Source organism: Kordiimonas sp. UBA4487, from assembly GCF_002389025.1.
In the GTDB taxonomy this organism is placed as follows: Bacteria; Pseudomonadota; Alphaproteobacteria; order Sphingomonadales; family Kordiimonadaceae; genus Kordiimonas; species Kordiimonas lacus.
In genome coordinates this window covers 1-25,568 of the sequence record NZ_DGNR01000003.1, presented here as the reverse complement: position 1 = coordinate 25,568, position 25,568 = coordinate 1, and the positions used below count along the sequence as shown (strand labels likewise).

Here is a 25,568-nt window from a genome sequence, read left to right as displayed (position 1 = left end):
GACCGGCTAAGTACGCGGGGTCACATATCACGGACGCCCGTCATGAGGGCTCAAAATAGACCCATCTCGCGACCAGCAGGAACAGGTACCAGGAAGGCCGCCGTAGTTGGACAGGGCTGGCGCAGCGGCAGTTGCCTTTTCGCCACGATCACACACACTGGCAGAATGACATGCAAGCGCCCCAATCCGACCGATCCGCCTGTGCCTGCCGCAGCGTCGCCCCTGCCCGCATTCAGAAACATCGCGCGGGCACTCGGGCGCCAGCTCGCCCGAGAGACGGTCAAAGCCCATGAAAAGCGGCAGCCAGATCAGGATCCCGGAACTTTATAGCAGCTGAACTTGCGGACCCTACCCGCAAACCAGTCCAGTCCATCTCCACCAAAAATTCCAGCCGGTCCCGAGGCAACCGGCTAAGTTGTAGCGAGTTTCTGGGCATTTACCGGATTGACGAAACGCTCATCGAGCCTGCCCCCATACGCCCTGCAGTGCTTCACGATGAGCTGACTACAGGCGCGCATTACCGTGCCATGCATACGGTCCTGTCCCAGCGATTTCCGGGCATAGGGATTGTTGGCATCTTTTTCGCCCGCAGCGTTCATCTGGCGCAGTAAACATGAGGCATGATCATGCGCAGACCGGCATTGGCAATGTGTGGACGGCTAACCACAATAGCACATCTGTAAGGAACTGCCCACCAGCATCAAAATAGCTTCTTCGCCAGTGGATCCCCCGTGCCACATATCTGCCTTATCTGGACGCCACAATATACAGCCAAAAGAAGAGTTCTATACACTAACTGGGAGTAAGGCCCCTTGTACATAGAGCCGCAAGGCGCCAAACTTGACGTTGGCCCCGACAGGAGAAGCGAACAATGCCGTCTGTAGCCTTTTACGCCCGATATTCCAGCGACCACCAGCGCGATGCATCGATCGAAGACCAGCTCAGGCTATGCCGCGAGCGAGCGGAGCGCGAAGGCTGGCATGTGACAGACAGCTACAGCGACCGTTCTGTCTCGGGCGCGAGCCTGATGCGCCCCGGCATCCAGGCTCTCATGCGGGATGCCCTCGCCGGCCGGTTCGACATTGTACTCGCGGAATCCCTAGACCGCATCTCCCGCGACCAGGAAGACATTGCCGGCGTCTACAAGCGCCTCAGCTTTGCGGGCGTATGCATGGTCACCCTGTCGGAAGGCGATATCAACGAACTGCATATCGGCCTCAAGGGTACCATGGGCGCGCTGTACCTGAAGGACCTAGCCGACAAAACCCGACGAGGCCTACGAGGTCGGATCGAAGCTGGCAAATCGGGCGGCGGCAACTCCTATGGGTACCGCGTCGTCCGCAAGTTGGACCCCGCAGGTGAACCGGTCCGCGGGGAGCGCGAGATCGACCCTGTCGAGGCAGCTATTGTCAAACGCATCTTCACCGACTATGCCGACGGCAAGTCGCCGCGCACCATCGCCATGGAGCTGAATGCGAAGAATGTTCCTTGCCCGCGTGGCAAAGGCTGGGGGCCGTCAACCATCAACGGCAATCTCTCGCGTGGCACCGGCATTCTCAACAACGAGCTTTATATCGGCCGACTGGTCTGGAACCGCCTGCGCTATATCAAGGACCCTGATACCGGCAAACGGGTATCGCGTATGAACCCGGAAGAAGACTGGATCGCCCAGGAAGTGCCCGAACTGCGCATAATCGAAGATGCTCTCTGGCAGAAGGTTAAGGAGCGGCAGAACAAGGTCCGCACCCGCTATCTGGCCAAAACACCCAGGAACAAGCTTACCGCCATGAAGCGCCCTAAATACCTGTTCTCGGGGATGATCAGGTGCGGCCAGTGCGGCGGCGGTTTCACCATCGCCTACCGCCAGATGTATGGATGCGCCAGCGTCAAGAACAAGGGTACCTGCTCCAATCATATGACGGTGTCCCGTGAAGACCTTGAACGCCGGGTACTCGATGCCCTCAAGAGCCAGCTCATGCTGCCCGACCTGTTTGAAGACTTCTGCGAGGCATATAGGCAAGAGGTCAACCGCCTACGTATGGAAGCAACTGCCGAGATCGCTGGTAAGCGCGCCGAGCTCCAGAAGGTTACTCGCCAGATCGAGCAGATGATCGACGCCATCCAGGAGGGCCTTTATGAGCCCTCTATGAAGGTTCGCATGCGTTCCCTCGAAGATCGCAAAGCCAATCTCACCCGTGAGCTCGAAACAGCGGAAGAGCCGCCCATCTTGCTGCACCCGGCCATGGCGGAGGAATACCGCAAACGGGTGAGCAAACTATATGCGATGCTGACTGACGAACGTACCCGCCTTGAGGCCTCTGACGACATTCGCGCCCTTGTTGGCCAGATCACGGTGATGCCTGCTGGCGATGACCCAGACGGCCCTCCAGAAACCGGTCCTCAGCTTTGGCTTGAGGGTGATTTGGCGGGTATTTTGAAGCTGGCTGCAGATAAGAAAACACCCGCTCATCATATTGATGAACGGGTGCTGCCTACGTTGGTTGCGGGAGTGGGCAACTCCCGTAGCCGACAAAAAGAAAAGAGCGGCCCTGGTGGGACCGCTCTTGGTGCTTCGGCAGACGTGCTGCCATCGATGGTTGCGGGGGCACGCAGCCATCTTGATTTGCGGAAATAGTCTTTCGGTGACAGCGAACCCAAAGGAGAAGCTATTCAGCGGGAATTTTGGTGCGGTTGTCCAGCATCACCAGCTTGAAGGGGAACCGGCCCAGCACATCACGCACAATCGGGCTGGCGTCATCCGAAGCCAAACGAACCACAGTGCCTTCCTTGTCGTCATCTTCTATATGAAGGCTGACCCTCTCGCCCGCCTCCTGCACCGCTTTCTCCAGCGCATAGGCGATAGCCTGTCGCCGAAGTGCTGGCTTGAACGTTTTGCCAACGGCGGTTAGGGGCAATGCGTCAACCACTTCGATACGAACCGGCACCGCCGCCCGTTCGGGGATTGCAACGCGGGCAAATTCCATGAGCTCATCCGCGTCAACTGTAAAGCCTGGAACCAGCTGGACATAAGCGACAGGCAGCTCCCCCGCATAGGCGTCTGGCTGGCCAACGGCAGCCACCATCTGCACTGCTGGGTGTTTGGAAAGCGCCCCTTCTATCATACCGGGGTCAATGTTATGGCCTCCGCGGATGATCAGGTCTTTCGCGCGCCCCGTTAGCCAGACATAGCCTTCGCCGTCAACGCGGCCAAGGTCACCTGTATTGAGCCAGCCGCCATCAAGCAGAACACCTGCATTCTTTTCAGCCTGCTTGTATCCCTTGAAGACATTCGGCCCCTTGATCACGATCACCCCGACCTCATCTTCGCCGCAGAAGCGCGCGATCCGGCCATCACTGTCCAGTTTAGCGGCCCGCATCTCCTGATAGGGAATACGCAGACCGATGGAGCCAGCCTTCCTCTCACCCTCAATCGGGTTGCAGCTACTGACGCACGTTCCTTCCGTCAGACCATAGCCCTCCAGAAGCTTCAGACCCATTGTGTTCTCCACCTTCTGGATCAGCTCCCGCGGCATGGGTGCCGCACCGCAGATGCCAAAGCGAAGTGAGCTGATGTCATGCTCTTCTTGGGGCACCGATAGAAGTGCGCCATAAACCGTGGGCACTGCCGAGAAGAAATTGGCGTCAAAATCTGCCACGATCCGCCAAAAGTTCTGGATAACACCACTGTCCCGAAACCCGAGCGGCGTCAGAAGCACCACATGCGCGCCTGCGACAAAGGGCCCAAGGCCTGACACCAGAACAGCATTCACATGAAACAGGGGCAACCCACAAAGGCACACATCGCCTGGCGCAAGCCCCTGGGAGTTGGCGATGTACCAAGCCTCGAAACACTCGTTTCGCTGGCTGTGCTGAGCAAGCTTGGGCGTACCCGTAGTGCCGCCGGTGTGAAAATAGGCAACCGTATCATCCGGCCTAATTTCAAGAGCACAATCAAGACTATCGGCCCGGTGCTGTGCCATGCTCTTGCTGAACTCAAGCAGCCTTAGCCTGCCTGGCAGGTCAGCGCTTTGTGCCCCACCGCCCACTGCGACTACTGTGGTCAGGCACGGCACACAGGCAGCCACCGCCATCGCCTTGCGCCAGAGATCAGCATTCAGGGCTGGCCCTGTGGTCACCAAGACTTTGGAGCCGGATTCCTTGAGGATATCGATGATCGCCGCGGGCTCCAGAAGCGGGTTGACCGGGTTGGCAATGCCCACTGCTTCCGCGCCCCACAGGCAAAGGTGCGTCTCAATCAGATTAGGCAATAGCAAGGAAACAGCGTCACCGCGCGCCACGCCGCAGGCGTTGAACAGGTTCGCCGTCTGCGTGATGCGCGCGAAAAGCGTTTGGTAATCAAGCGTAATGACAGGTGCGTCTTTTTCAGTAGACGTCATCAGACTAAGTGCCGGCTGGGCAGCAAACTTCTTCGCCGAAGCCTCAAACACCGAATAGGTGGAGGCAGGAACGGGTTGTTGGTCAAGTGGCACAGCCTCAACGGCTTGTATGTCTTTGATGGTCGATAGTTTCATCATTGCATTCCTCCAAACTCGGTTCTCTTACAGCGACCAGATCGCATCCGGACCCGGCATATAACGGCCATCGTCCTTACCTATTTCCCTTTCAACCAACTGGTTGGTGACACTGTTCATCCTGAGGATCAGGTCTTTATTGACTTCAGCTTCATCCGCGAGGTTGTTCAGCTCATTCGGGTCGGCGACAGTGTCATAGAGTTCCAACTGATTGCGCGCGCGCAGGGTGCTCCAATCATCGGGGACATGATGCTCTTTTGGGGAAAAATAGCGCGCAAACCGGTATCGACCATCGAATGATCCCCGGAAAAAGCTCTTTTTATCCAGGTCGGGTAATGGATCGCCCCCCAGGAAAGTGCCTGCCTTTTTGACTGGCCCCTCAGCCGCCATCATGCGGATTCCGCCCTCGCTCCAGTCAGCATCCATGCTGTTGAGCGTACTGTATGTGAACAAAACGGCCTCGCGCGCACCGGCATCAGAAGGTACCGCGACCGAAGAGGACAGGTCCACACCAGCCGCTGCATCATAGGTAACACCCGCCATGGCTGCGAGCGTCGGCAGGAGGTCAACAGCGGACGCAAGCGCCCCAGTCTCGCCGCTCCCGGCATCCGGGTGCTTGATTGTAAGCGGCACGCGCAGGTTTTCCCTATAGATGAAAGGACCCTTCTGGCGCATGCCGTGAGCGCCCGCCATCTCGCCATGGTCTGATGTAAATAGAATGATGGTATTATCCGCCTGCCCAGATGCCTCAAGCGCCGCCAGTATCGTGGCCAAACGGCGATCACTGTCCCGCAGGCAGTTATAGTAGAAATTGATGAAGCGCAGCCACGCAGCCTCGTCATTTGCTGGCATGTCACCGAACATGGCCTGGTTGATGCGGTAGAATTCTTTGTGGACCTCGGGCAGCTTTTCAAAGTCGGGTCGCGTGAAATTTGACGGCAAGCTTTCGGTGACAACATGCTGGTAAAGCGGGTCATCGGGCAATCCCTTCAAGGGGCCCAGTGCCTTCTGGCTTATCCGCGTTTCCCCCTGCCTGCCCGTGGCATCAAAGAACATGATGTCGTGCGGGTTGAAGAGATTTACAGACAGGAACCAGGGCTGATCTGCGGGCGCATCATTGACCAGCCACCGCCCTGCACCTTCAGCGATCCGCTGGTCATCCAGGTAACCGGTCCAACCCACGCCACCTTCACCGATCACTGCCTGATCCGTTGGCCCATAATCATCGAAACCGTAGGCCGACAGGACATCTTTGTCCGTGCGTTGAATACCCTTGAATTTACCCAGGTGCCATTTGCCTCGGTAGGCTGTGCGGTATCCTGCGTGCTTTAGCACCTTGCCGATGGTTGGCAAACCAGAGTCAAGGCTTCGCCCGATGATCGGCAGGTCCGGATTGTCTATCATGCCCGTCACCGGCACATGCTGGCCCGTGTACATTACCGATCTCGAAGGCGCACAAGGTGATGTGGTGACATGGTAGTTCGGAAAGTGCACCGACTGCGCCCGCAACGCTTCCCTTGCTGGCAAATGCAGCGCCGGGTGCATATCCGCCCAGCTCCGCTCCTGGTCCGTGACAATCATCAGGATATTGGGCTTCTTGTATCGGTGATATCCGGGAGCCTTCCGGCCTAGGAGCGGGGTCGCCACGGGGGCGCCCGGATTTGAGGACAGCAGGTTCATTCCCACCGCCGAAAACCCTAACGCGCCCCCCGTGACCGCCAGCCCCTTCAGGAGCCGACGACGGGACACTTTTTTGCCTGCTTGCACCATCTCGGGGGCCTTTAGAAGCTGTAGCTCAGGGACACGCCGTAGCGGCGCGGCAGGTCATAGGAGAAATTGACCTGCGTCCCTTCACCTGACCTCTGCAACTGACCCTGAGTGGCCAGAAGCTCGTTGGTGCAGTTGTCGCAGTAGAAGCGCAACTTGAGCTTCTCATCCACGAGAGCAACCGTGGCTGACACATTCAGGACGCCCGTATCTTCCTGCATCGATACCGGGTGGTTGGTCACTTCGAGAAAATAGTCATCCTTCCAGGCATATTCGGCACGCCACTCGATAGTCGCGTCATCGGAGAGGGACATCAGATAGTTTGCACCAAGCGTGAAAGCATGCTTGGGCGCACGTGGTACCCGGTTGCCAGACAAGTCCCCCAGCACAGGCGACAGGAATTCATCAAAAGCTGCGTCCGTGAAGGCATAGTTCGCGGTCAGCGTAAAGTCAGGCGTGATGGCAGCGATGCTATCCAATTCGAAACCGAAATATTTACTGCGGCCCGCATTTTGGGTCACGGCCGTTGGCGTGCCATTGATCACAGCAAGGGACAGCAGCTGTTGATCCTTGAAATCATAGTGATATGCGGCCGCATTAAGCTGCAGGCGATTATCCAGAAGGCGTGATTTCAAGCCAACTTCGACCATCGAAAGATGCTCGGGGTCGAAATACTGGGCCGCTGCAACCGGGTCACCCACCGCATACTGCACACCGCCGCTTTTGAAGCCTTGCGTGTAGGTGGCATACACAAGGGCGTCGTCCGTCAGCTGGTAATCAAGGGTGATACGCGGGTCAACCGAACTGAACACCGGCGCGTCTTCAATGGTGAAAGGCGCATAGACGGGCGGAATATTTGGCGCACTCGCTGACGCGTCATAGACAAAGCTCTTCTTGTCATGGGTATATCTGAGCCCAACCGTCAGGCCAACTTTCTCTGTCAGCGCCCAGGTGCCTTGGCCAAAGAAAGCGAAGCTTTCAGTCTGCAGGTCTACATCATATGTGGTGAATGGTTCACTGCCGGGGGCTGCTCCGTTCAGCATGGTGTCCAGAAGCGAGAAGACAGAGTCCTTGCCGCCCCAATAGCGGTCCCGCCGGCTGCCATCTTCATGGAAATAATAGGCACCAAGGAGCCACTCAAGCTTGTCCCCAAATGTGAGCGTGCCACCCGGCACAGAAGACAAACGCACCTCCTGGGTATGCTGGAACGAACTCTGGTCGGCATACTGCCTCAGTACATCCAGTGAATGGCCATCGAAGTCACCGCCTGCGCCTGTATCATCCCATGTAGCACTGGCGATCCATGTCAGGTCGACATTGTCGTATCCCCCTTCAAGTTTTGCAGAGAGGCTTGTGTTCTCACGGAATTCGCCTGAGGTTTCAGATGCATTCAGCGCCGCCGACCGGCGATCCGCATTTGCCTCAGCGATCACGCCTGGCTGTGCTGCGGCTGTGAAAGGACTGGCGAACGGAATGGGGCCGGAAACAAAATAGGCTGACGCGAAGAACAGATCAGACTCCGCTCGTGCATAGCTTGCGTTCAGCGTCAGCGTATGTGTGTCGTTCGGGATCACCACAAAGGTTGCTTTAAGGGCTATCTCTTCTTCGCCGTTGTCTGTCCCCGCATTGGTATCAAACATACCGCCTTCATAATCTGAATAGGCGGCGGACACACGGGCCAGTAGCTTGTCTTCTGCGAGCGCGCCAGAGAGCATGCCGCCAACGCTGTATGTGCCGTCATTACCAAAACCTGCAGAGACACGCCCTTCGGTTTCATTCGTTGGCTTGCGGGAGATGATGTTGATTGCGCCGCCGATGGTGTTCCGACCATACAGCGTGCCCTGCGGACCTCGCAGGATTTCAATCCGCTCCACATCCTCAAGGCTAGAAAGCACACTGCTTGCCCGGGTTTGATAGACATCGTCCACGAACACGCCGACCGACTGTTCCGAACCCAGGTCAAAGCGGCTGGATCCGATCCCCCGAATGGAAATCCACGGCCGGGACCGGCTGGGGCCATCGAAAACCACACTTGGTACCGCATTCTCCAGCTTGTCCACTGCATGCCAGCCGGCCTTTTCAACAAAGTCGCCGCTGAAGGCGGAGACCACAGCCGGTACTTCCTGCAAATTTTCGCTCCGCTTCTGTGCGGTGACGACAATCTCCTCCAACGACACACCAATATCGTCTTGCGCAATTACTGCCGCATTTTCCGCGGCACATGCCACTGCACAAATAGATACACCAAGCCTTAAGGCGCCCAAGCGCGCCAGTTCCAGTTTTTTCATGCTTCCCTCCCTATGGGTTTAGAAGTGACGTTATTTCAATATCGAATATAATTCAATATTGTTTTTTGTTCTTTTCCGAAAGGTATCCGGTTTCCGTTGCTATGGGCTTGAATTTAGGGTAAGCAGATTCTGGATAAATCGATGAAAACAGGGCAAAACATGACCAAAGAGCACCAAGAGACGCCAAAGCCAAATCGGATGGATCGTCGTCGTCAACGTACGCGCGGCAAGCTGATCGAAGGTGCAAAAAAGGTGTTCTCCCAAAAAGGAATCGATGCCACGTCAGTGCATGACATTACGGAAGAGGCCGATGTTGGAATTGGGTCTTTCTATACCTACTTCCCTACAAAGGATGACATTGTTGCGGGTGTCGCGGCAGAGCGCCTTGCCACGCATGCGGCAACTGTGGCGGAACATGCCTCAAATTATGACGATGCGACGGTCAGCACCGTTATGGGTGCCCGAACGCTGGTGCATCTTCTTCTCCGGGAAGAGACTTTCGACTGGTTGCTGGAGCGCCCTCATATCCTTGTGCGTGAAATCCAGGCCAATGTTGCCCCTATTGCTATCGCGGACGCCAAGCACGGTGTCGAACAAGGCGCTTTCAACACAGATGTCGATGACCCACGCTCCCAGATGATGCTCATTTGGGGCCTCGTAGGTTTCATCGCAACGGCTCGCGAAACAGGTCTGATCGAGGATGCCGACAAGATTTTTGCCCGCGCCCAACTTCGCCTACTTGGCGCTGATGAGCCTCAGATCGATAAGCTTATGGAGCTTCCACTCCCTGACCTCGGCTAAGCTTCCGGCTGGACAAAAGCATCCAGATGGTCGGCAACGAATCTATTTAGTGAAATTGGCGTGTCACCAAGGAACCTTGCAAGGTCGCGTGATGCAGGCATGTGACCCTGCGCGGCGAAAACTTTCGCCATCTCCAGCTGATGGCGTCTCAGCCATACAGGCTCCCGCTGAAGTCGAAGCACCATACTCGCCAACCATTGCGGAATCTTGCGGTAGCCCACCGGGTGCCCCAGAAACTTCGACAAAACAATCGCAACTTCACAGAATGACAACCGGCTTCCTACAAGCTGCAAGGTTTGGTTGAAGCCTCGCGGCTCAACAAGTGCTTTTGCCGCAGTCTTCGCAATATCCCGCACGTCCACAAAGGTGAATTTTTGTTGGGCATCAAAGGGCAGCATCACAGGCTTACCTTCCCGCACGAATGAGGCGGGCTTGCCCAGCAGGTTCTGCATGAAGAAGCTGGGGCGGAGAATTGTATGTCCGATACCACTTGCCTTCAGCGCCTGCTCTACCACGTAATGCTGGCGCCCCGTGGATGCCAGGCAATCTGGACCCACTGCCTGAGGAGATCCCGAGATTTTCACGATATGTGAAATGCCTGCTTGTTTCGCCGCATCAATAGCCGCCAGCTGCTGGGCTGCCATATCAGGTCCATGCGGCGATAGAAGAAACAGGCGCGTGCCACCGTCAAACGCAGTTGCAAGGCTGGCTGGGTCGTCGAGGTCCCCTCGGCAAACGGAACCGCCAAGAGGAATACCGGCAGCTTTCTCCGGCTGCCTGAGGACCATTCGAAACGTTGCTTCGACCGCCGACAGCTCTTCCGCCACATAGCCACCAATCAAGCCCGTTCCACCCAAAACGACAATCATACCGACACCTCCTGATAGCTCTGCACCCCTGACCCGCCCCACTGACGCAGCATTGCGTACATCTTCATCAGGAGGCGTACAGATACTGGTTCATAGCCCCTGACCGCTGCCCTGAAAGACGGCCGATCGCGAAATGCATCCAACCATTTCCTCAACATCGGCGTCCGAGAAAAATTCCATCGCATCAAGTCAAGACGGTGGATATTGACAATCCAGGTGAGGTCAGCCTGTGTGATCATGTCTCCGAGTAGCCATTGACCGCCGGACGAAACAAGCGACTGCTCCAACTCCTCACACACACTCTGCATATGTTTGACGCTTTCCCCGATCCGGTTGGCATCAAATCCTTTGGAAAATGCGCGGGAAAATTCTACCAACTCCCTGTTCCTGTGATGTTTTTCAAACTCGGCAACTTGCTTCAGAGACATTTGCCTTTTGGGTTTGAACAAGAATTCGTGGCTTAGCAGTTTGATCGTTCCTTGGATGTCATCAGCCTTCCGGAGCAGATCGCGCTCCTTCGCGGCAGCAGCCGCACCAGATGCGGCAAGTGGATTTGCCTGAAAGCAGTCTTCCAGATAAAGGATGATATCCACGGATTCCACAATCACCCTGCCGTCATGAACCAATGTGGGAACCAACCCTGCCGGGTTAATGGCTTGGTACCATGGTGCCGCATGCTCGTTTTTTGACAAATCCACATGATGGCTTTTCCATTCCAACCCCTTCTCCTCGAGCAGCAGTCGAACACGCTGGGAACAATTTGACATCGCAAAATGAAAAAGATGCAGGCCCTTCAGGGAGCCCGCAAGGTCGCTCTGAGTCTTGATTATTGGCATCTTCAATCCAATTTCTGAATATTATTCAATATCGAATTTAATTTGACATAGAATATAGTACGGCATTAAGAGTCAAGCGAATTGGAGTCGGAAAGCGATGACGCCGCGGCCGGTTTGGCGGCGCTGTCTGTTTGGGAAAGGGATGGTTATGCAACACCGAAACGTCGTTATCATCGGCGCGGGACCAGTAGGCCTGATGACTGGCATTCAGCTGGCAAGGCGCGATATCAGGGTCACCATCCTTGAGAAAAGCCTGGAGCCTGCCACCATTCCACGGGCCATCGTGGCGGACGAAGAAACCCTGCGGGCGTTTGAAGAAATGGGTTTTCCCCTGACAGAGGGAGACCACTATCTGCCCGGCCTGCCCGTGCGCTTCGTGAACGGAAAACGCAAAACCATCGCCCGCGTTGACCATGTAGAGAATATCTGCGGGCATCCCGGGGTGAACTCCATTTACCAGCCGGACATTGAAGCCCAACTGCGCAAAGCCTACGCGACCTTCGGCGGCGAACTGATTGTCGGTGCGGAAGTCACGCAAATTGAAGAAGGGCCAGAGGGTGTTATGGCCCACTACAAGCAGGACGGCGAAGCAAAGCAGCTTGCCTGCCGGTTCCTTGTTGGCTGCGATGGTGGCCAAAGCCAGACCCGCGACCATATTGGCGCCACCCTTAGGGGCACGACCTACCAACAGCGCTGGCTGGTCGTAGACCTTGAGACCGACCCCGTCGGCACGCAAGAAGTAACCTTCTTTTGTGATCCGGCACGTCCGGCAGTGAGCTTGCCAGTGCCCGGCGGCAAGCGGCGGTTCGAATTCCTGATGCTATCGTCCGACACGGATGAAGGCATGCTATGCCCACAAGCCATCCAGGCATTGGCCCAAGACCATGGCGCCAAAACTGAGAGCATCGCTGAACGGGCGACTATCTACACCTTCCATGCCCGTGTGGCCGACACGTGGCGGCGCGGAAACATCTTCCTCGCAGGCGATGCCGCACACCTGATGCCGCCGTTTGCAGGCCAGGGCATGAATGGCGGCCTCAGGGACGCCGCGAACCTGGGTTGGAAGTTGGCTGCAGTTATCAAGGGAAAGGCGCCAGAAAGTCTTCTGGACACCTATCAGTGCGAACGCGCACCCCACATCACCCGCATGACCAATCTCGCTGTCTTTATGGGGCGAATTATCATGCCGCTGAGCCGCATTGGTGCCGGGCTGAGAGATGCAATGCTCGGTCTCGTGCATCTGCTTCCACCAGTCCGGAATCTGTTTGAAAAAGGGATGATGAAACCCAAGCCACGCATCAGCGGTCGGCGCGGTATTGAGGGAACGCTATTGCCCGCGGGTGGCGGCACTGCACTTTCGGGAGAACAGTACCATTTCGATGCCCTGCTGGGTTCGGGATATGGCCAACTTAACCCCCATGACAACAGCAGCGTAAAGGTGGCGTCAGAGACAACCGGAGACCACATCATCCGCTGCGCTGCGGATGACCCGGTGCTCAAACTTGTTCTTCAGCATGGTACTATCACAGTGCGGCCAGACAAATTCATCTCCCACGTCGGCAGCCGAGAAGCAGACAGGCGCGTCCCCAACCCTTTCGCAAAGGCGTTTTAAGATGACTGTATCCCTTCCCGTCGCAAAGGCATCAGAGCTCGCCTACCTGCGCCTCTCGCGCAAGGACCTGGAAGCCTGTGAGGCATTCTTTCATACTTTTGGCCTGCACACCGCCAAACGTACGGATACCCATTTGTGGTTGCGTGCCGCTGGCTCGGCCCCGTTTTGCCTGGAAATTGAGAAAGGCGAAGACGCGTTTCTGGGTGCAGGTCTATGCGTCACAAAAAGCGAACTGATTGCCCTGGGCGACCTCCCCACCGCACATTCCGGGACCGGCCCCATTATTGGCCCGGGTGGTGGGGAGCTCGTTCGCTTTATAATGCCATGCGGGTTCACGCTGGATGCAGTGGCGGGCCGCAGCCCTGACGCAGAAATCAGCCTCAGGGACCCATTGCCCGTCAACAGCGGCGGAACCATCAACCGCCTGAACCTAGGACAACGGCCGGACCTCTCGAACGCCAATGTCCTCAGGCTGGGCCACGCGGTAATGGAGGTGGTGGATTTCCATGCCAATCTGGATTTCATAAGGCGGCATTTCGGTCTCATTCCCACTGACATCCAGGAACTGGCTGACGGCACCCCGGTTGTTGCCTTTAACCGGTTCGACTGTGGCGACAAGCCGGCCGACCATCACGCCCTGGTGATCGCCCAAAGCTTCGATAACCGTTTCAACCATGCCGCTTTCGAATGTCTGGACCTGGATTCAGTCGCAACTGGAAATCTTCTTATGAAACAGGGTGGCTACCGACACGCCTGGGGCATCGGCCGCCATATCCTGGGGAGCCAGATTTTCGATTATTGGCAGGACGATACCGGCGCCAAGTTCGAACATTATGCCGACGGTGACATGTTTGACGCCAATCACCCTACCGAGCATCACCGGCTTTGCGGCAACGCACAGCACCAATGGGGCCCGGACATGCCCAAAAGTTTTCTGGACGCTGGGATGTCTCCCTGCCGACTGGTCAAGGTTATCAGAAATATCCGCAACAGCGATGAACTGACGTTTCAAAAACTGATGGCCATCAAAAAAGCCGCAGCGGAATAGAAGGACAAAATCATGGCAATCAATGTTGCACGCATCAAAACCGTTTCAGACACGCTGTGGGCTGTCGTGACCCCCGAAGGGTACCAACCCGTTCCAGGCGACTACCCGACCACCGGCGACTTTGTTCGCAATGGCCGAGATCGAGCTTTCAAGGTTGCCCAGGAAAATGGCGGCGGACTGATCCCTTTTTCTGACGCACAGTGTCTGTGCCCGATCACACAGAACCAGCAATATATCTGTCAGGGTGCGAATTATGTCAGCCACATGCTGGAGGCCGGACTCGACCCCAACCAGAAGGGCTACAATATGATTTTCCGTAAGGCGTCTTCCTGCCTGGCGCCAGCAGATACGGACATCATCAGGCCAGACCATGTAAGCTTGCTAGACTACGAGTTGGAGCTCGGGCTCGTGCTCGCGCGCGACATCACGGGGCCGAAAACCGTATCCGAAGATACACTTGACCAATTCGTCGCCGGTCTTGTGATCACCAATGACGTTTCGGCCCGTTGTGTACAGATTCCACAGATGCAGTTCTACAAAGGCAAGAGTTACCGCACCTTCGGCCCGACCGGCCCCTTGGTTGACGCTTCTTGAAAAAGCAGACTTTAGCCGTTTGGGTGAAATCCACATGGTTCTAAGCGTAAACGGCACCACGCGGCAGGATGCCTATTGCAGCGAGATGGTGTTCAGCCCTGCGGAAACCCTTACAGAGCTTTCCGCATGCCATGACTTTGGCGCAGGCGATCTTCTCGCCACCGGCACACCAGCTGGTGTTGCGATGCAGCTACCAAAACCATTCCTGATCAAGCTGTTCCAGCTGCTGCCTGACAGGAAGCGCTGGTCGATCTTCAAATCCAAACAGCAAGCGAGCGGCCGCTATTTGGAGCCTGGCGACAAGATCACAGCAACCATCCGAACGGATGACGGAGCCATCGACTTGGGCACCCAAAGAAACACTATCACGGTAGCCCAATAGTCTTAGTGAGGCCCCACGTCTCCCCACAGTCCAATTTCCCAGGGGTCCCTCACTGCCCGGCCTTCGGCATAACTGCCGGGGCCGGGCCCTTTTATTCTGCAATCTAGTTGCGGCGTGATTTCCTCTCGCCACCGCGCTTCCGGTTATCGCTTTTCTTCCACGCGCGGGCATGGGTTTCTTTAGCTTCGAACCGTCTCTCGGCAGATGTCGGCTGGCGTTTCTCGAATTTCCAGTCGCGCTTCCAGTCTTTTTCCTTGATCGGCTGTGGCACCGCTGCCCCTTGCTCACGAGGCAGGTTTTTGAAGAAGTCGGCCCCTGTCTGGGTCTGACGTTTGGACCAATCCCTCGGCAGGCGATCACGGTTGTTATCTGCCCAATCCTGAACCGCATCAGCAACGCCGCCCCCATGAGGATGTCGCTTGTAGTGGCGGGCGAAATGGTGGCTCAGATGAGGATAGGCATAATGACGACCATGGAAATGCCAGTAGGTGAAATGATAGCTGGGGGTACCAACAATGATCACCGCACCATTTGGCCCGATATAGAAGCCTGCGTGATACCAATGAGGATAAGGATACCAGTATGGGCTGCCGTACCAGGTCGGGTATCCATACCAATAGGAATATGGATAGACATGGTATGTCACTGTGACATTCACTTTCGGATCGGCCTTATAGACATAAGACGCATCGTTCAGCGCCATCTCATGCTCATAGTCTTTGGCTGACTTCTCGAACTCCGCCATAGCGACCGGATCAGATTTCAGGCTTTCGAGCCATTCGGCTTCCGCCTCCGCCCTGTCGCGCGCGAGCTTCAGGCTCAATGCATCTGCTTTGGCTACAAAAGCCTCTGGGTTCTTCGCGTACGCGCGCCCAACTTCAGCTGTCAAATCGACATGCTCTGTCAGGATCGCGAGCACTTCAGGCAGGTCCAGCAGCTGCTTGAGGGCTGCCTGTACAGGTGCGTCATACCCCACCAGAAGGCTGGCAAAGGCCTCTGCCGAAGCCTTGTTGAGCTCAGCCATCTGCATGATCCGCCCCCGTTCCGTGAGGTAAAGATCTCGAACCATTGCGTGGATAACAAGTGGGTATTTAGCCAGTTCCGCATCCAGAACGGCCTTTTCCACCTTCCCGGTCGCCAGAAAGTTCACAAGATCAGGATACCGGGATAATTCCCACAGCTTCTTCTGGGTGTCTAACTCCACCCAGTTCAGGATGGCCGAAAATTCACGCTTGGACCGTTCCTGCAAGTTCGCGATGTGAATAAGAGCGTCAGGCCGCGTAGCCGCAGTAAAAATAGCCTGCCGCACGTCGGCGGGATAACCGACCACGGCATTGACCGCGGCGCTGTCTTCTTTCATCATGCGGTCCAGAAGGGTCGCTTCCTGCGCCGCAACAGCATGAGCTGACAGGGAAAGCCATGCGGCAAGCGCAAGGCAAAGTTTCTTGAACATTTGTCTTCCTATCTTGGTTGGGGAGTTCTGGATAAATCCGGCACAAGACTTTGCGCCGGGAATGAAAAAGGGAAATCGCAGATGACGCTTTACGAACTGATGGACCTTGCCCAGTCGATCTCCAGCCGCATCGACGTGCAGTGGGGCTTTTTCATCACCATCCACCTGGCCCTCCTGGGCGGCATCATCTATGTGGACAGGCCGCTCAAGAAAGCCGAGAAGCTCATTGGCTTCGCCGTCTATCTTCTGTTCGCCATATTCAATTTTCGCGTCATCACCACGCATCAGGGTCTGCTGGAAAAAATCTATACCGAGATTGCCGGCATCCCTGAGGTTGAAGGCACTGGAAGTGGCCTTGTCAGCCACTATCAGGCGGCCATGACAACCGGTTACGCCGACGACATTTATCTGATCACTTTGAGCGTTCATCTGGTCTCTTTCCTGGTTGTTCTGGTGTCGTTCATCACGGACGGGCCGCGGAAACAGTAGCCTTCGATTTCACAAGTTTCCGGACGATGGAGACTCGTTCACCTGATCGCTCCACCGCCTCAAAAGCCTCCTGGAAAGCCCACATAAATCCTTCATCGGTGCCCCGGCTGAATGCGAAATAATAGTCGCCGCATTTGAACTCATGGACCACTTGGTAGTCGGACAGGTTTTCACCAAGCTGCGCCAGCGCTGCAAACGCAGAACTTCGCTCATAGACCCAGACATCAATCCGCCCCCGCATCAGCATGCGAGCCCCTGATTGGGGGGACGCCCAAAAAAGCATGCTGGTGCGCGGCAAGCCCTTTGCGATCAATTGCTGTTCACTGAAGTCATCCTGCAATACGCCGTAGCGGTAGGCCTTAGGCAAACTTGCCCAATCCACATCTGCAGGAAGACTATCCTTCCCTACCAAGGCAACATTGGCCGCCATGATCGGTCCAACCCAGTGGAACAGCCCTTCGCGCTCCGGCGTTCGAATGATCGAAAACAACAATACGTTGGGTTGGCTAGTTGCCTCAGCATAGGCCCTGCTCCACGGCATCGCGACAATGTCGCCTGATGGATCCGGCCGCCCCATGTGGGCATACACAGCCTTCAGAATCTCGACCGCAACACCTCGGGTTTTACCGTTGTGAACTTCGTTCAGCGGCGAAAACTGTTCCGTCAGAAGCCGGATTTCGGGGGATGCAGCATGCGCTCCCGAAGAGAATGCAAGGAGCCCTGAAAAGCAAATGAACCAGAAACGCTTCATGCTCGAGCCTCCTCTGCCGCGGCATCGCGAAACATGACGCTGTAGAGAAGCGGCACAATGAAAAGCGTCAGGACTGTGCCGACAAGCAAACCGAAGGCGATCACATTCGCCATGCCGAACCAGAGCGACCCACCGAACAGGATCAGGGGGATCAAACCCAGCACTGTGGTTAGCGTCGTCATAATGATCGGCCGCGCGCGGGCAAGCGCAGCTTTCACCACCGCATCGCCAACCGCAGCACTCTCGTTGCGTTCGGCATCGATCCGGTCAATCAGTACGATACCGTTGTTGATGATGATCCCTGCAAGACTAAAGAGCCCCAGGATCGCCATGAAACCAAAGACGGCATTCATCACCACCAGCCCCGCAACTGCACCAATGAAGGACAGCGGGATTGTCAGCATGATGATAAGCGGCCGACGGAAGCTGTTGAACTGCCACACCATCAAAACAATGATCATCGCAAGCGCAATCGGCATGTTCTCAAACAGGGCGGCTTTCGCTTCTGCGGAGCCTTCAATCTCGCCACCAAGCTCAAGGCGGTGTCCTGCTTTCAGATCCAGGCTCTCAATGGCCGGTGCCAGCAGTTCCAAGAGCTGACCAGCCTTGAGTGTCCGGTGCTTGCCCTCAACAGTGACCACCCGTTCCTGATTAAGGCGCTTGATGCGGCTAACCTGAAATTCAGGGACAAAGTCTGCAATCTGGCTGAGAGGGACGCTCGCACCCGTTTGGGCAGAATAGACCGTCACAGCACGAAGGCCGGCAAGTTGATCCCGCTCTGACGCCATACCGCGCAGTACAACAGGGATGCTGTCGTCACCATCGCGGAATTCGGTAGCGGCTGCCCCGTCAAGGTAGGCTGACAGGGAGTTGGCGATCTCTTCAGATGTTACACCCGCATTCCGCGCCTTGGCCTGGTCAACATTCACGCGAACCTTCAGGATTTCGTTTTCCCAATCCTGGCGGACATTGATCACACCATTGATGGAAGCGAACGCTGCTTCAAGACCACGTGCCGCCCGCATCAGTTCATCCGCATCAGGACCAACAATACGCAACTGCACCAGACCAGCTTCAGTGCTACCCAGCCACATCTCCTTGATCCGCGCCCGCAGTTCAGGGTGGCGGGCCGGGATCTCCTGGCGCAGGCGCTCAATCAGCGCAGGCACTTGTGCTGGCGTTTCCGTGTTCACTACGACGAACGCCAGATGCGGGTCCGGGTCCATGGGGGGAAGCGAAAGGTAGAAACGTGGCCCGCCATCGCCCACATAGGCAATGTTGGACGCCACTTCCGGGTTTTCGTCCTTGTCTGATAGCCAGGCAGACAGTTCCTTGGTCGCAACTTCTGTTTCACGCACACTGGTGCCTGCTGGCATATCCAGATACACCAGCACCTGGTTACGGTCTGACGCCGGGAAGAACTCCTTTACAACGCCGCCAAACAGCACACCGCTGGCGGTGAATGCGGCCACAATAACCAGACCGACAACAGCCCGGTGGGACAGCACCCACTGAAGGGCGTTACGGTAGAGGGCATATGCCTTACCGTCATAGGATGCTTCAGCCTGTACCCCACTCTCTTTCACCTTGGCGAAATAGAAGCTCAGGCTTGGGGTAACGAACATCGCCAGAAACCATGATCCCAACAGCACGACAATAATCACCTGGCTCAGGGAACCGGTGTATTCACCGGCCGGGCCAATGGCCATCAGCATCGGCAGGAAAGCAAAGATGGTAGTAAGCGACGACGTCAGGAGCGGGATCGCAAGGGTACGGCCGGCGTCTAGGCATGCCTGTTTGCGGCCAATGCCTTTTTCCATACGGCTACGGATATCCTCAGCCACCACGATACCATTGTCGACCAGAAGTCCGAGGGCGATAATCATCGCGGCGATCGAGATGCGCTGCAATTCCACATCCAACATCCGCATGATGATGAGTGCAAAAAGCATGGCCATCGGCACGATCGACCCGACAATCAGGCCGGTGCGTACGCCGAGAAAAATCATCACAACAAACAGGACGATGCCCAGCGTTTGATAAACATTTGAAACAGCCCCGTTCACTGCAGCTTCAACCAGCTCAGGCTGGTAGGTGGCATACTCAAGCACCATCCCCACGGGCAGTTTTTGCTGCAGCTCGTGCATTTTGGATGTCAGGTCAGCACCGAAAGAAACGCTGTTCACGCCTTCCTTGATCGACACTGAAAGCACCAGAGCTGGCTTGCCGCCAAAGTAGGCGGGCTTTTCGACCGGATCGACGAAAGTACGGCGGATGGTCACCAGATCACGAATCGAGACAACGCCCGCATCTGTATTGGTGGCAATCAGGACATCACCGATCTGGTCGAGATTTTCGAAGTTGCCTGACGGCTCAATCAGGATGATACGGCCGCCGGCATCCACCCGGCCACCTGGCAGAATGATGTTCTGGCTTTTGAGTGCCGAAACCACGACCGCCGGGCTGATACCATATTGCGCCAGCTTTGCATTCGAGACTTCCAGATAAACCCGTTCATCCTGTGCGCCGTAAAGTTCCACCTTCTTGACGCCGTCCAGCAGGTAGAGCTGTTCCCGCACCCAGTCGGCTTCATTGCGCATTTCCGCCAGATCAAAGCCTTCCGACCAAAGGGCGATCGTGGCAACCGCTGTCAGGCCCACTTCGTCATTCACTACAGGGCCGTTGGTGCCGTCCGGCAGCTTTGAACGCATTTCCTGCATCTTGTTGCGAAGCTGCTGCCAGATTGGGGCCAGTTCGAAATATTCGTCCGCCAGCTTCACATGAATGATGGACACACCAGCTTTTGAGTCAGACCTGATCTCATCCACTTCGGGGATTTCGCGGATCTTCTCCTCAATCGGCTGGGTGATAAGCTGCTCTACCCGCGCCGGTGACATACCGGGATAAGAGGCGGTTACAATGGCTTCCCGCACCACAACGGTGGGGTCTTCCTTACGAGGGTAATGGGTGTAGGTCAGGATGCCTGCGACAACCGTTCCCAGGATAAAGAGCAGCACAAGGCGGCTGTTCTCAAGTGCAAAACGTGTGATGAATGACATGATACCTGCCCCCCTTAACGGCGTACGTAAAGTTGAACAGACTGACCGTCGTGCAGGAAGCTAACCCCTGCTGTGACAACCTGCTCGCCAATGGAAAGCCCGGAACGCACAATGACCATGTTGCCGTCCACGCCGCCAACCTGCAGTTGGCGAGCGCGCACAACGCCTTTGTCTGCGTCGTAAACAAAAACCGTAACGCTTTCGCCCGGCTTCCCTTTGGAAATGGCTGTTACCGGCACAAGATAGCCGGAGCGGGCTTCGCCTGACGCGAAGGTCAGCGCTGCCTGTACGGTCATACCGGGCCGCACCGCATCGTTGTCTTCAAGGATCCGCACACGCACCGGATAGGCGTTACCTGCCCCGGCATTGGCTGCGATCTCGGTCACCCGGCCTGGAAGCGCAATGGCAGTCGACTGCAAGTCGGTCAGCTTCTGGTTAAGGGAAATGGTCGCCGGCGTCCCGATATGGACGTCCCCAATCTCGCTTTCAGGGACGGCCACACTAACCTCAAGTGCGCCAAGTGCATTCAGCTCGACAACCGCTTGACCCGCCTGAACGTCCTGAAACTGGGTTGCATGCTTGGCGGCCACAATACCGTTAAAGGGTGCGGTGATAACCGTGTTGCCCAGATTGCGCTCGGCCTGTGCCACGCGGCTGTTGGCGTAGTCTACAGCACTTTCAGCAGACTTAAGCGCCGCCGTCGCCTGATCGAAGGCCGCTTTGGACACCCATTCTTTCTCATAAAGAGACGCTTGGCGCTCATAATTCAAGCGCTGTTGGGTCAGGTCCGCGCCGGCACGTGAAAGATCGGCTTTCGCAGCCTCAAGTTCGATCTCGTAAGGGGTCGGGTCAAGAGCGGCAATTCTCTGGCCCTTTGAGACGGTTTGCCCCTCTTTCACCACCAACGTCTGGATATTCCCGGAAAGCTGGAAACTGAGGGCGGCTGTATCCACGGCCTGGACAGTGCCTGCATATGAACGAGAGAAGTCGCTCACCAGTTCCGAGACCGTCATGGTCTTGACCGTCCGCGTAATGTCCGGTTGTTCCACGACTTGTTGGTCACAAGCCGCCAGCGCAAGGCAAAGCCCGATCGCCACTGTGGATGTCTTGGCAAAGCCGAAATTAAATGTCGTCTTCATGGTCTTTCCCTCGCTTGAAATATCTGATTTACGATTGCTGCTCTGGCGCGCTGAACACGGCGTCATATTCGCAAGCCATGCCCTGCCAGTCGCTGAGCATCGCATTGACGGATTCCAGAAGGTCTGGCTCGATATGCTTGGCAATCTTGGTTTGAAGTTTGTGGGCACCCTCTACACCCTGCTCAGTTGCAAGCGTTGCCCATACAAGGGCGTGGGCTTCGCTTTTCTTGGCCGAGAAAGCTTTGATCAGTTTCTGGCCTGGCGCTGGCATGCGGCTGACGTCGCCGTTATAGATGCGTGCCAGTTCATACTGGGCATTTGGCTCATTCTGCCACGCCGCCTTGCAGAGCCACTCCGTCGCTTTCTGGGTATCAAAGCCGACCCCCATGCAGCAATTGGCCTTGCCAACCTTATATTGGGCGAACGCGTCACCTTGCTCTGCAAGGGTCATATATTCGCCTTCCACATTGGCCTGCACCAGATTGGCGCCACTGGTGATAGCTGCGGCGCCACAAGCGCTCAGGCAACCGCCTGCGGTGAAGAGAACTGCGATAGTGAATGCTTTTTTTGCTGAGGTTTTCATGCTGAGATCCTTTGCTGAAATGCTGCTGTTACGTACGCCCGGATGCGTTGCCATTAGCTGGCGCCGGGACTGCATGTGTGGGGACAAGCCCACGCAGAGCTGCGCGGGCGCTGTAGAAAAACTGACGAGCCAATAGAAAGCGTGGCTTCGCAACGCTGAGGCCTGCCGTCGCAAAAGCCGGGCGGCGAGATTGGTCAGCGAAATAGGCGGCAACCCGCGGGAACCTCTCTGGATTGAGGAATTCCCCAAGGCCCATCCAGTTGAGACGCATAAGACAAACCGTCCAAACTGCGTCACCAACCGACCAGGCATTACCGTTAAAGAAAGGTCTGTTCGACAGTTGGGCTTCAAACGCATGCACCAGGCGATCAATGACTCTGAGATCATCCTCGGTATTGCATTTGATTGCCAAACGGCGGCGACGCTCCATGAGTGTCCCTGCTTTCCGCAGATAGATGTCACGGTGCGCGGCGTTTTTGCTCGCAAGCTTGTTGAGGTCATCAATCCTGCGATCCAGGTCCCACGCCATCGCGTCAAAGCAGAAAGCTGGCATCAGACCAAAATGCAGGGAAACGGAAGGGAACCGGTCATAAACGGCCTGCCATTCGGCACTATCCCCTGCATCCAAAAGCGAAAGCGCTGCCTTAGCACCAGCCAGAACATGGCCATCTGCCACCAAGACGGGCACGCTCATGGAAGCGTTGAGTGATACGAACCAGGGCCGATAGATTTCTTTCACGAAACCCGTATCGACAACGACTGGTGTGTAGTCGACGCCTCTTTCCGCGAATGCCAGCCGCACAATCTGCGACTTCATCGACAGGGGATGGTGATATAGAATGTTCTGGGCCATGTGCCGCTCGCTTTTGTTAATCGATGCAGCGAAGCTATTGCTGGAAAGGAAGTTTTTCGATTACAATTGCACGGACTGTAGCGCTTCATTCATGGAGCACGGTTGGTTCTACACAGGGGGCATTTCGTGAAGCATGAATTGAAGGCACTTTCCTTCTGGCCATACCATCTGCTGATGGCCTGCACCGTTGCCATGGTCATGTCAGGGATTCAGTATTCGCTGATGATCGGGTCCGGCAACGAAGCCTTCATGCCGGTTTTCCAAAACACGGTCGCCACTACCTTCATTGACTGGACCATCTTCGCCACCAGCGTTCATCTTTTCTCGAAGGCGCTTGGAGACAAGGTGAATTTCCTGCCTCGCTACCTTCTGGCATGCGTCGTCGCAGTGCCCGTCATCACAGAACTGCTGCCCATCATCAACTGGTTCTTCGGCACCATGCTGCCCAACCTGAATGTGGGGAGCAACAAAGAAGACATCCTCGCGATCACCCATGATAAATATTTTCGGCGCATGGCTGTGATCATGGTTACCGCCATGCCGATCTGGATGCTTGTTAATTATCAATGGTATTCGCACCAGGAGGCACGAAAGCGGATGCGGGCCGCAGCCACGGCCCCACAACCAGCGCCAATACCGACACAAGAATATGATGCGGCGCCCAGCCCGAGCACAGAAGGTGAAGCTCCCCAGCCAACGGAGCATGGGCCAGCGCCTGCGCCCCGCATCCCCAGCATTGTCGCCCGTCTGTCACCAGAAAAGCATGGCGAACTATGGGCCATCACCTCAGAACAGCATTATCTGCGTATATATACAGAGCATGGTGACGACCTGATCCTGATGCGTTTCTCCGATGCGCTGGAAACGCTTGAAGCCCATGACGGCATCCAGATCCACCGATCACACTGGGTGGCACGCGCCGGAATCGACAAGACGGATAAGGACACCGGCGGCAAACTGTTCATCGTCCTGAAGAACGGAATCAAGTTTCCTGTCAGCCGCCCGAACCAGTCTTTGGTGAAACAATATCTCGGCTTGAAGTAACCGTTCGTTCAACAATCCGTTCATTCGTGATGCACAAATCGCAGCCCGTGCAGCGCCTGGTGCCGCCCGTGTATTGATCAGCGCATTTGGTGCAGTAGAGCTCGCAAACCTTTGCTTTCTAACACATTTTCTCCCTCAGAAATCGCGGCACCGGGATCGGCGCCATAACCAAATGTCCTGACTTGAGGAGAGACAAATGAAAACGACCTTTAAGAAAACAATGATCGCAGGTTCCGTTGCACTGGCGTGCCTGATGGGCGCTACAGCACCAGCCTTTGCTGGCTTCTATAACAGCCCGGATCTCAAGCCCGTTGCCGAAGACCTGGGCCTTGAGCAAGTGAAAGCAAAGGGCCTCGACAAGCTGTACGTCAAAAAGGGCACCGACTTTTCGAAATATTCCGGCCTGGTGTTGCAGGACCTGGAGTTTTCCTACAGCCAGGATTTTCGTGAGCGTCCGGTAAACGACCGTGACGAAGACCGGATGGCGCTTTACTTCCGGCAGGCCATTGAAAAGCGTTTCCGTGAAAATGACCTCATCAACCTGGCCGCCGAAACTGGCGAAAATAACCTGATGCTCAAAGTTACCGTTGTCGGCCTCGCGCTCAACCTTTCGAAAGAAGTTGTCTATTCACCACGCAACAAAACCTTCGCCCGCTCTGCTGGTGCACTGGAAATCGTTGGCGAGCTCCGTGACAGCAGCACTGGCGAACTGCTGGCCGTCTTCAAGGATGAAGAAGACAATGAAACCAGTTTCCCTCGTCAGATCACCAGTGTCCAGGTGTGGAGCGACGTGAAGCAGGTCTTCTATCGCTGGTCCAAGCAGCTCGACAAAAGCCTGACCACAGCCATCACCCGGTAACCCCCTATGCCGGCCCCTCGCCCGGCACGCCAGGAGCGGAACCTCCCCCAAAGACCGCTCCTGGCATCCCTTTATCCGGAGACCAGGAATGCTTAAGCAACTCATCTTGAGCAGCATGATCATGGTGCTCACCATCGCCGTACAGGCATCATTCATCTCCATGGCCATGGTAGCCCTGAAAAGGATGGCGCCCTGGTTCAACAAGCGTCCCCATTTGCCCAGAACGATAATTGCCCTCTCCGGGGTGGCACTCTGGCTCATGGCGGCTCACAGCATCAATGTCTGGCTGTGGGCTGGCACCTTCTTCAGGAACGATGTTTTTTCCACTCTGGAGGAGGCGCTGTATTTCTCGGTCGTGAGCTTCACCACACTGGGCTTCGGCGATGTTCTTTTGCCCCAGGAATGGCGGCTTCTGGCCGGCCTGTGTGCCGCCAATGGCTTGCTGATCTTCGGCCTCAGCACCGCCTTCTTGGTCGAATTTTATTCCCGCCTGATGCGTTTGCAGAAGGGCCTCAATGAGACCCTGCTGGGCAGATGACAAGGCACCCCTAAAGCGGAGTATGGGGATACCAGAGAAGTCCGTTTTCGGCCTATTCCGTTGAAAAACTC

The 25,568-nt window shown here is 56.1% G+C and carries 21 protein-coding genes; 10 read left to right on the top strand and 11 right to left on the bottom strand.

From position 1 onward, the window contains the following. The first annotated feature begins 871 nt into the window (after nucleotides 1-871). Nucleotides 872-2,635: a recombinase family protein gene (locus tag B3Z17_RS01495; RefSeq protein WP_286828276.1), complete on the top strand. Its 1,764-nt coding sequence runs from the start codon at nucleotides 872-874 to the stop codon at nucleotides 2,633-2,635. A 31-nt stretch (nucleotides 2,636-2,666) separates the two neighbouring features. Here the strand turns inward: B3Z17_RS01495 and B3Z17_RS01490 are convergent, their stop codons facing one another. The 3 genes from B3Z17_RS01490 to B3Z17_RS01480 are packed head-to-tail and all read right to left on the bottom strand — an operon-like array spanning nucleotide 2,667 to nucleotide 8,587. Beyond that, entirely contained in the window at nucleotides 2,667-4,535 is a 1,869-nt protein-coding gene (locus tag B3Z17_RS01490; RefSeq protein WP_286828275.1) for an acyl-CoA synthetase, read from the bottom strand. A gap of 24 nt (nucleotides 4,536-4,559) precedes the next feature. Then, nucleotides 4,560-6,281 (bottom strand): sulfatase-like hydrolase/transferase, encoded by a 1,722-nt coding sequence (locus B3Z17_RS01485; protein WP_286828274.1) that lies wholly within the window; start codon nucleotides 6,279-6,281, stop codon nucleotides 4,560-4,562. 32 nt (nucleotides 6,282-6,313) lie between these two features. After that, on the bottom strand, nucleotides 6,314-8,587 hold the full coding sequence (locus B3Z17_RS01480) for a TonB-dependent receptor (protein WP_286828273.1): 2,274 nt from the start codon (nucleotides 8,585-8,587) through the stop codon (nucleotides 6,314-6,316). Between the two features lie 141 nt (nucleotides 8,588-8,728). Between B3Z17_RS01480 and B3Z17_RS01475 the strand changes: the two genes are divergently transcribed. Further along, on the top strand, nucleotides 8,729-9,388 hold the full coding sequence (locus B3Z17_RS01475) for a TetR/AcrR family transcriptional regulator (protein ID WP_286828272.1): 660 nt from the start codon (nucleotides 8,729-8,731) through the stop codon (nucleotides 9,386-9,388). Here B3Z17_RS01475 and B3Z17_RS01470 read toward each other — a convergent pair. Together B3Z17_RS01470 and B3Z17_RS01465 are read right to left on the bottom strand one after the other, a co-directional pair. Beyond that, complete coding sequence (locus B3Z17_RS01470) at nucleotides 9,385-10,257, bottom strand: NmrA family NAD(P)-binding protein (protein ID WP_286828271.1); 873 nt, start codon at nucleotides 10,255-10,257, stop codon at nucleotides 9,385-9,387. The two genes, B3Z17_RS01475 and B3Z17_RS01470, sit on opposite strands and share 4 nt — an antisense overlap. Then, nucleotides 10,254-11,093 (bottom strand): glutathione S-transferase family protein, encoded by an 840-nt coding sequence (locus B3Z17_RS01465; protein WP_286828270.1) that lies wholly within the window; start codon nucleotides 11,091-11,093, stop codon nucleotides 10,254-10,256. The genes B3Z17_RS01470 and B3Z17_RS01465 overlap by 4 nt, the downstream gene beginning before the upstream one ends. 97 nt (nucleotides 11,094-11,190) lie before the next feature. Here B3Z17_RS01465 and B3Z17_RS01460 point away from each other — a divergent pair, with 97 nt between their 5' ends. From B3Z17_RS01460 to B3Z17_RS01445, 4 genes are read left to right on the top strand one after another with little or no spacing between them, the layout of a single operon-like run. Next, nucleotides 11,191-12,705, top strand: coding sequence for an FAD-dependent monooxygenase (locus B3Z17_RS01460; RefSeq protein WP_414672759.1), 1,515 nt, complete (start codon nucleotides 11,191-11,193; stop codon nucleotides 12,703-12,705). 1 nt (nucleotide 12,706) lies between these two features. Beyond that, the gene (locus B3Z17_RS01455; protein WP_286828268.1) at nucleotides 12,707-13,753 is read left to right on the top strand and encodes a VOC family protein; all 1,047 of its coding nucleotides are present in this window, start codon (nucleotides 12,707-12,709) and stop codon (nucleotides 13,751-13,753) included. 12 nt (nucleotides 13,754-13,765) lie between these two features. Beyond that, nucleotides 13,766-14,347, top strand: coding sequence for a fumarylacetoacetate hydrolase family protein (locus tag B3Z17_RS01450; protein ID WP_286828267.1), 582 nt, complete (start codon nucleotides 13,766-13,768; stop codon nucleotides 14,345-14,347). 34 nt (nucleotides 14,348-14,381) lie between these two features. After that, on the top strand, nucleotides 14,382-14,729 hold the full coding sequence (locus B3Z17_RS01445; protein ID WP_286828266.1) for a fumarylacetoacetate hydrolase family protein: 348 nt from the start codon (nucleotides 14,382-14,384) through the stop codon (nucleotides 14,727-14,729). 103 nt (nucleotides 14,730-14,832) lie between these two features. Here B3Z17_RS01445 and B3Z17_RS01440 read toward each other — a convergent pair whose 3' ends face one another. Then, nucleotides 14,833-16,182: a DUF3300 domain-containing protein gene (locus B3Z17_RS01440; protein ID WP_286828265.1), complete on the bottom strand. Its 1,350-nt coding sequence runs from the start codon at nucleotides 16,180-16,182 to the stop codon at nucleotides 14,833-14,835. Nucleotides 16,183-16,263: 81 nt separating this feature from the next. Here B3Z17_RS01440 and B3Z17_RS01435 point away from each other — a divergent pair, with 81 nt between their 5' ends. After that, a complete protein-coding gene (locus B3Z17_RS01435) occupies nucleotides 16,264-16,671 on the top strand; it encodes a hypothetical protein (RefSeq protein WP_286828264.1) in 408 nt (135 codons plus the stop codon). Here the strand turns inward: B3Z17_RS01435 and B3Z17_RS01430 are convergent. Genes B3Z17_RS01430 through B3Z17_RS01410 form a run of 5 tightly spaced genes read right to left on the bottom strand, consistent with a single transcriptional unit; the run spans nucleotide 16,646 to nucleotide 23,056 of the window. Further along, nucleotides 16,646-17,422 carry a substrate-binding periplasmic protein gene (locus tag B3Z17_RS01430; protein ID WP_286828263.1) on the bottom strand — a complete coding sequence of 259 codons (777 nt, stop codon included), beginning with the start codon at nucleotides 17,420-17,422 and terminating at the stop codon, nucleotides 16,646-16,648. The two genes, B3Z17_RS01435 and B3Z17_RS01430, sit on opposite strands and share 26 nt — an antisense overlap. Then, entirely contained in the window at nucleotides 17,419-20,481 is a 3,063-nt protein-coding gene (locus B3Z17_RS01425; protein ID WP_286828262.1) for an efflux RND transporter permease subunit, read from the bottom strand. The genes B3Z17_RS01430 and B3Z17_RS01425 overlap by 4 nt, the downstream gene beginning before the upstream one ends. Before the next feature lie 14 nt (nucleotides 20,482-20,495). Then, on the bottom strand, nucleotides 20,496-21,620 hold the full coding sequence (locus B3Z17_RS01420) for an efflux RND transporter periplasmic adaptor subunit (protein WP_286828261.1): 1,125 nt from the start codon (nucleotides 21,618-21,620) through the stop codon (nucleotides 20,496-20,498). A gap of 28 nt (nucleotides 21,621-21,648) precedes the next feature. Further along, a complete protein-coding gene (locus B3Z17_RS01415) occupies nucleotides 21,649-22,203 on the bottom strand; it encodes a hypothetical protein (protein WP_286828260.1) in 555 nt (184 codons plus the stop codon). 28 nt (nucleotides 22,204-22,231) lie between these two features. Continuing rightward, complete coding sequence (locus tag B3Z17_RS01410) at nucleotides 22,232-23,056, bottom strand: glutathione S-transferase family protein (protein ID WP_286828259.1); 825 nt, start codon at nucleotides 23,054-23,056, stop codon at nucleotides 22,232-22,234. A 126-nt stretch (nucleotides 23,057-23,182) separates the two neighbouring features. Here B3Z17_RS01410 and B3Z17_RS01405 point away from each other — a divergent pair, with 126 nt between their 5' ends. The 3 genes from B3Z17_RS01405 to B3Z17_RS01395 all read left to right on the top strand — a co-directional run bounded on the left by B3Z17_RS01405 (nucleotide 23,183) and on the right by B3Z17_RS01395 (nucleotide 25,497). Beyond that, on the top strand, nucleotides 23,183-24,100 hold the full coding sequence (locus B3Z17_RS01405) for a LytTR family DNA-binding domain-containing protein (RefSeq protein WP_286828258.1): 918 nt from the start codon (nucleotides 23,183-23,185) through the stop codon (nucleotides 24,098-24,100). Between the two features lie 196 nt (nucleotides 24,101-24,296). Then, complete coding sequence (locus B3Z17_RS01400) at nucleotides 24,297-24,959, top strand: DUF3313 family protein (protein WP_286828257.1); 663 nt, start codon at nucleotides 24,297-24,299, stop codon at nucleotides 24,957-24,959. A 115-nt stretch (nucleotides 24,960-25,074) separates the two neighbouring features. Then, nucleotides 25,075-25,497: a potassium channel family protein gene (locus B3Z17_RS01395; protein WP_286828596.1), complete on the top strand. Its 423-nt coding sequence runs from the start codon at nucleotides 25,075-25,077 to the stop codon at nucleotides 25,495-25,497. The last annotated feature ends 71 nt before the right edge of the window (nucleotides 25,498-25,568 follow it).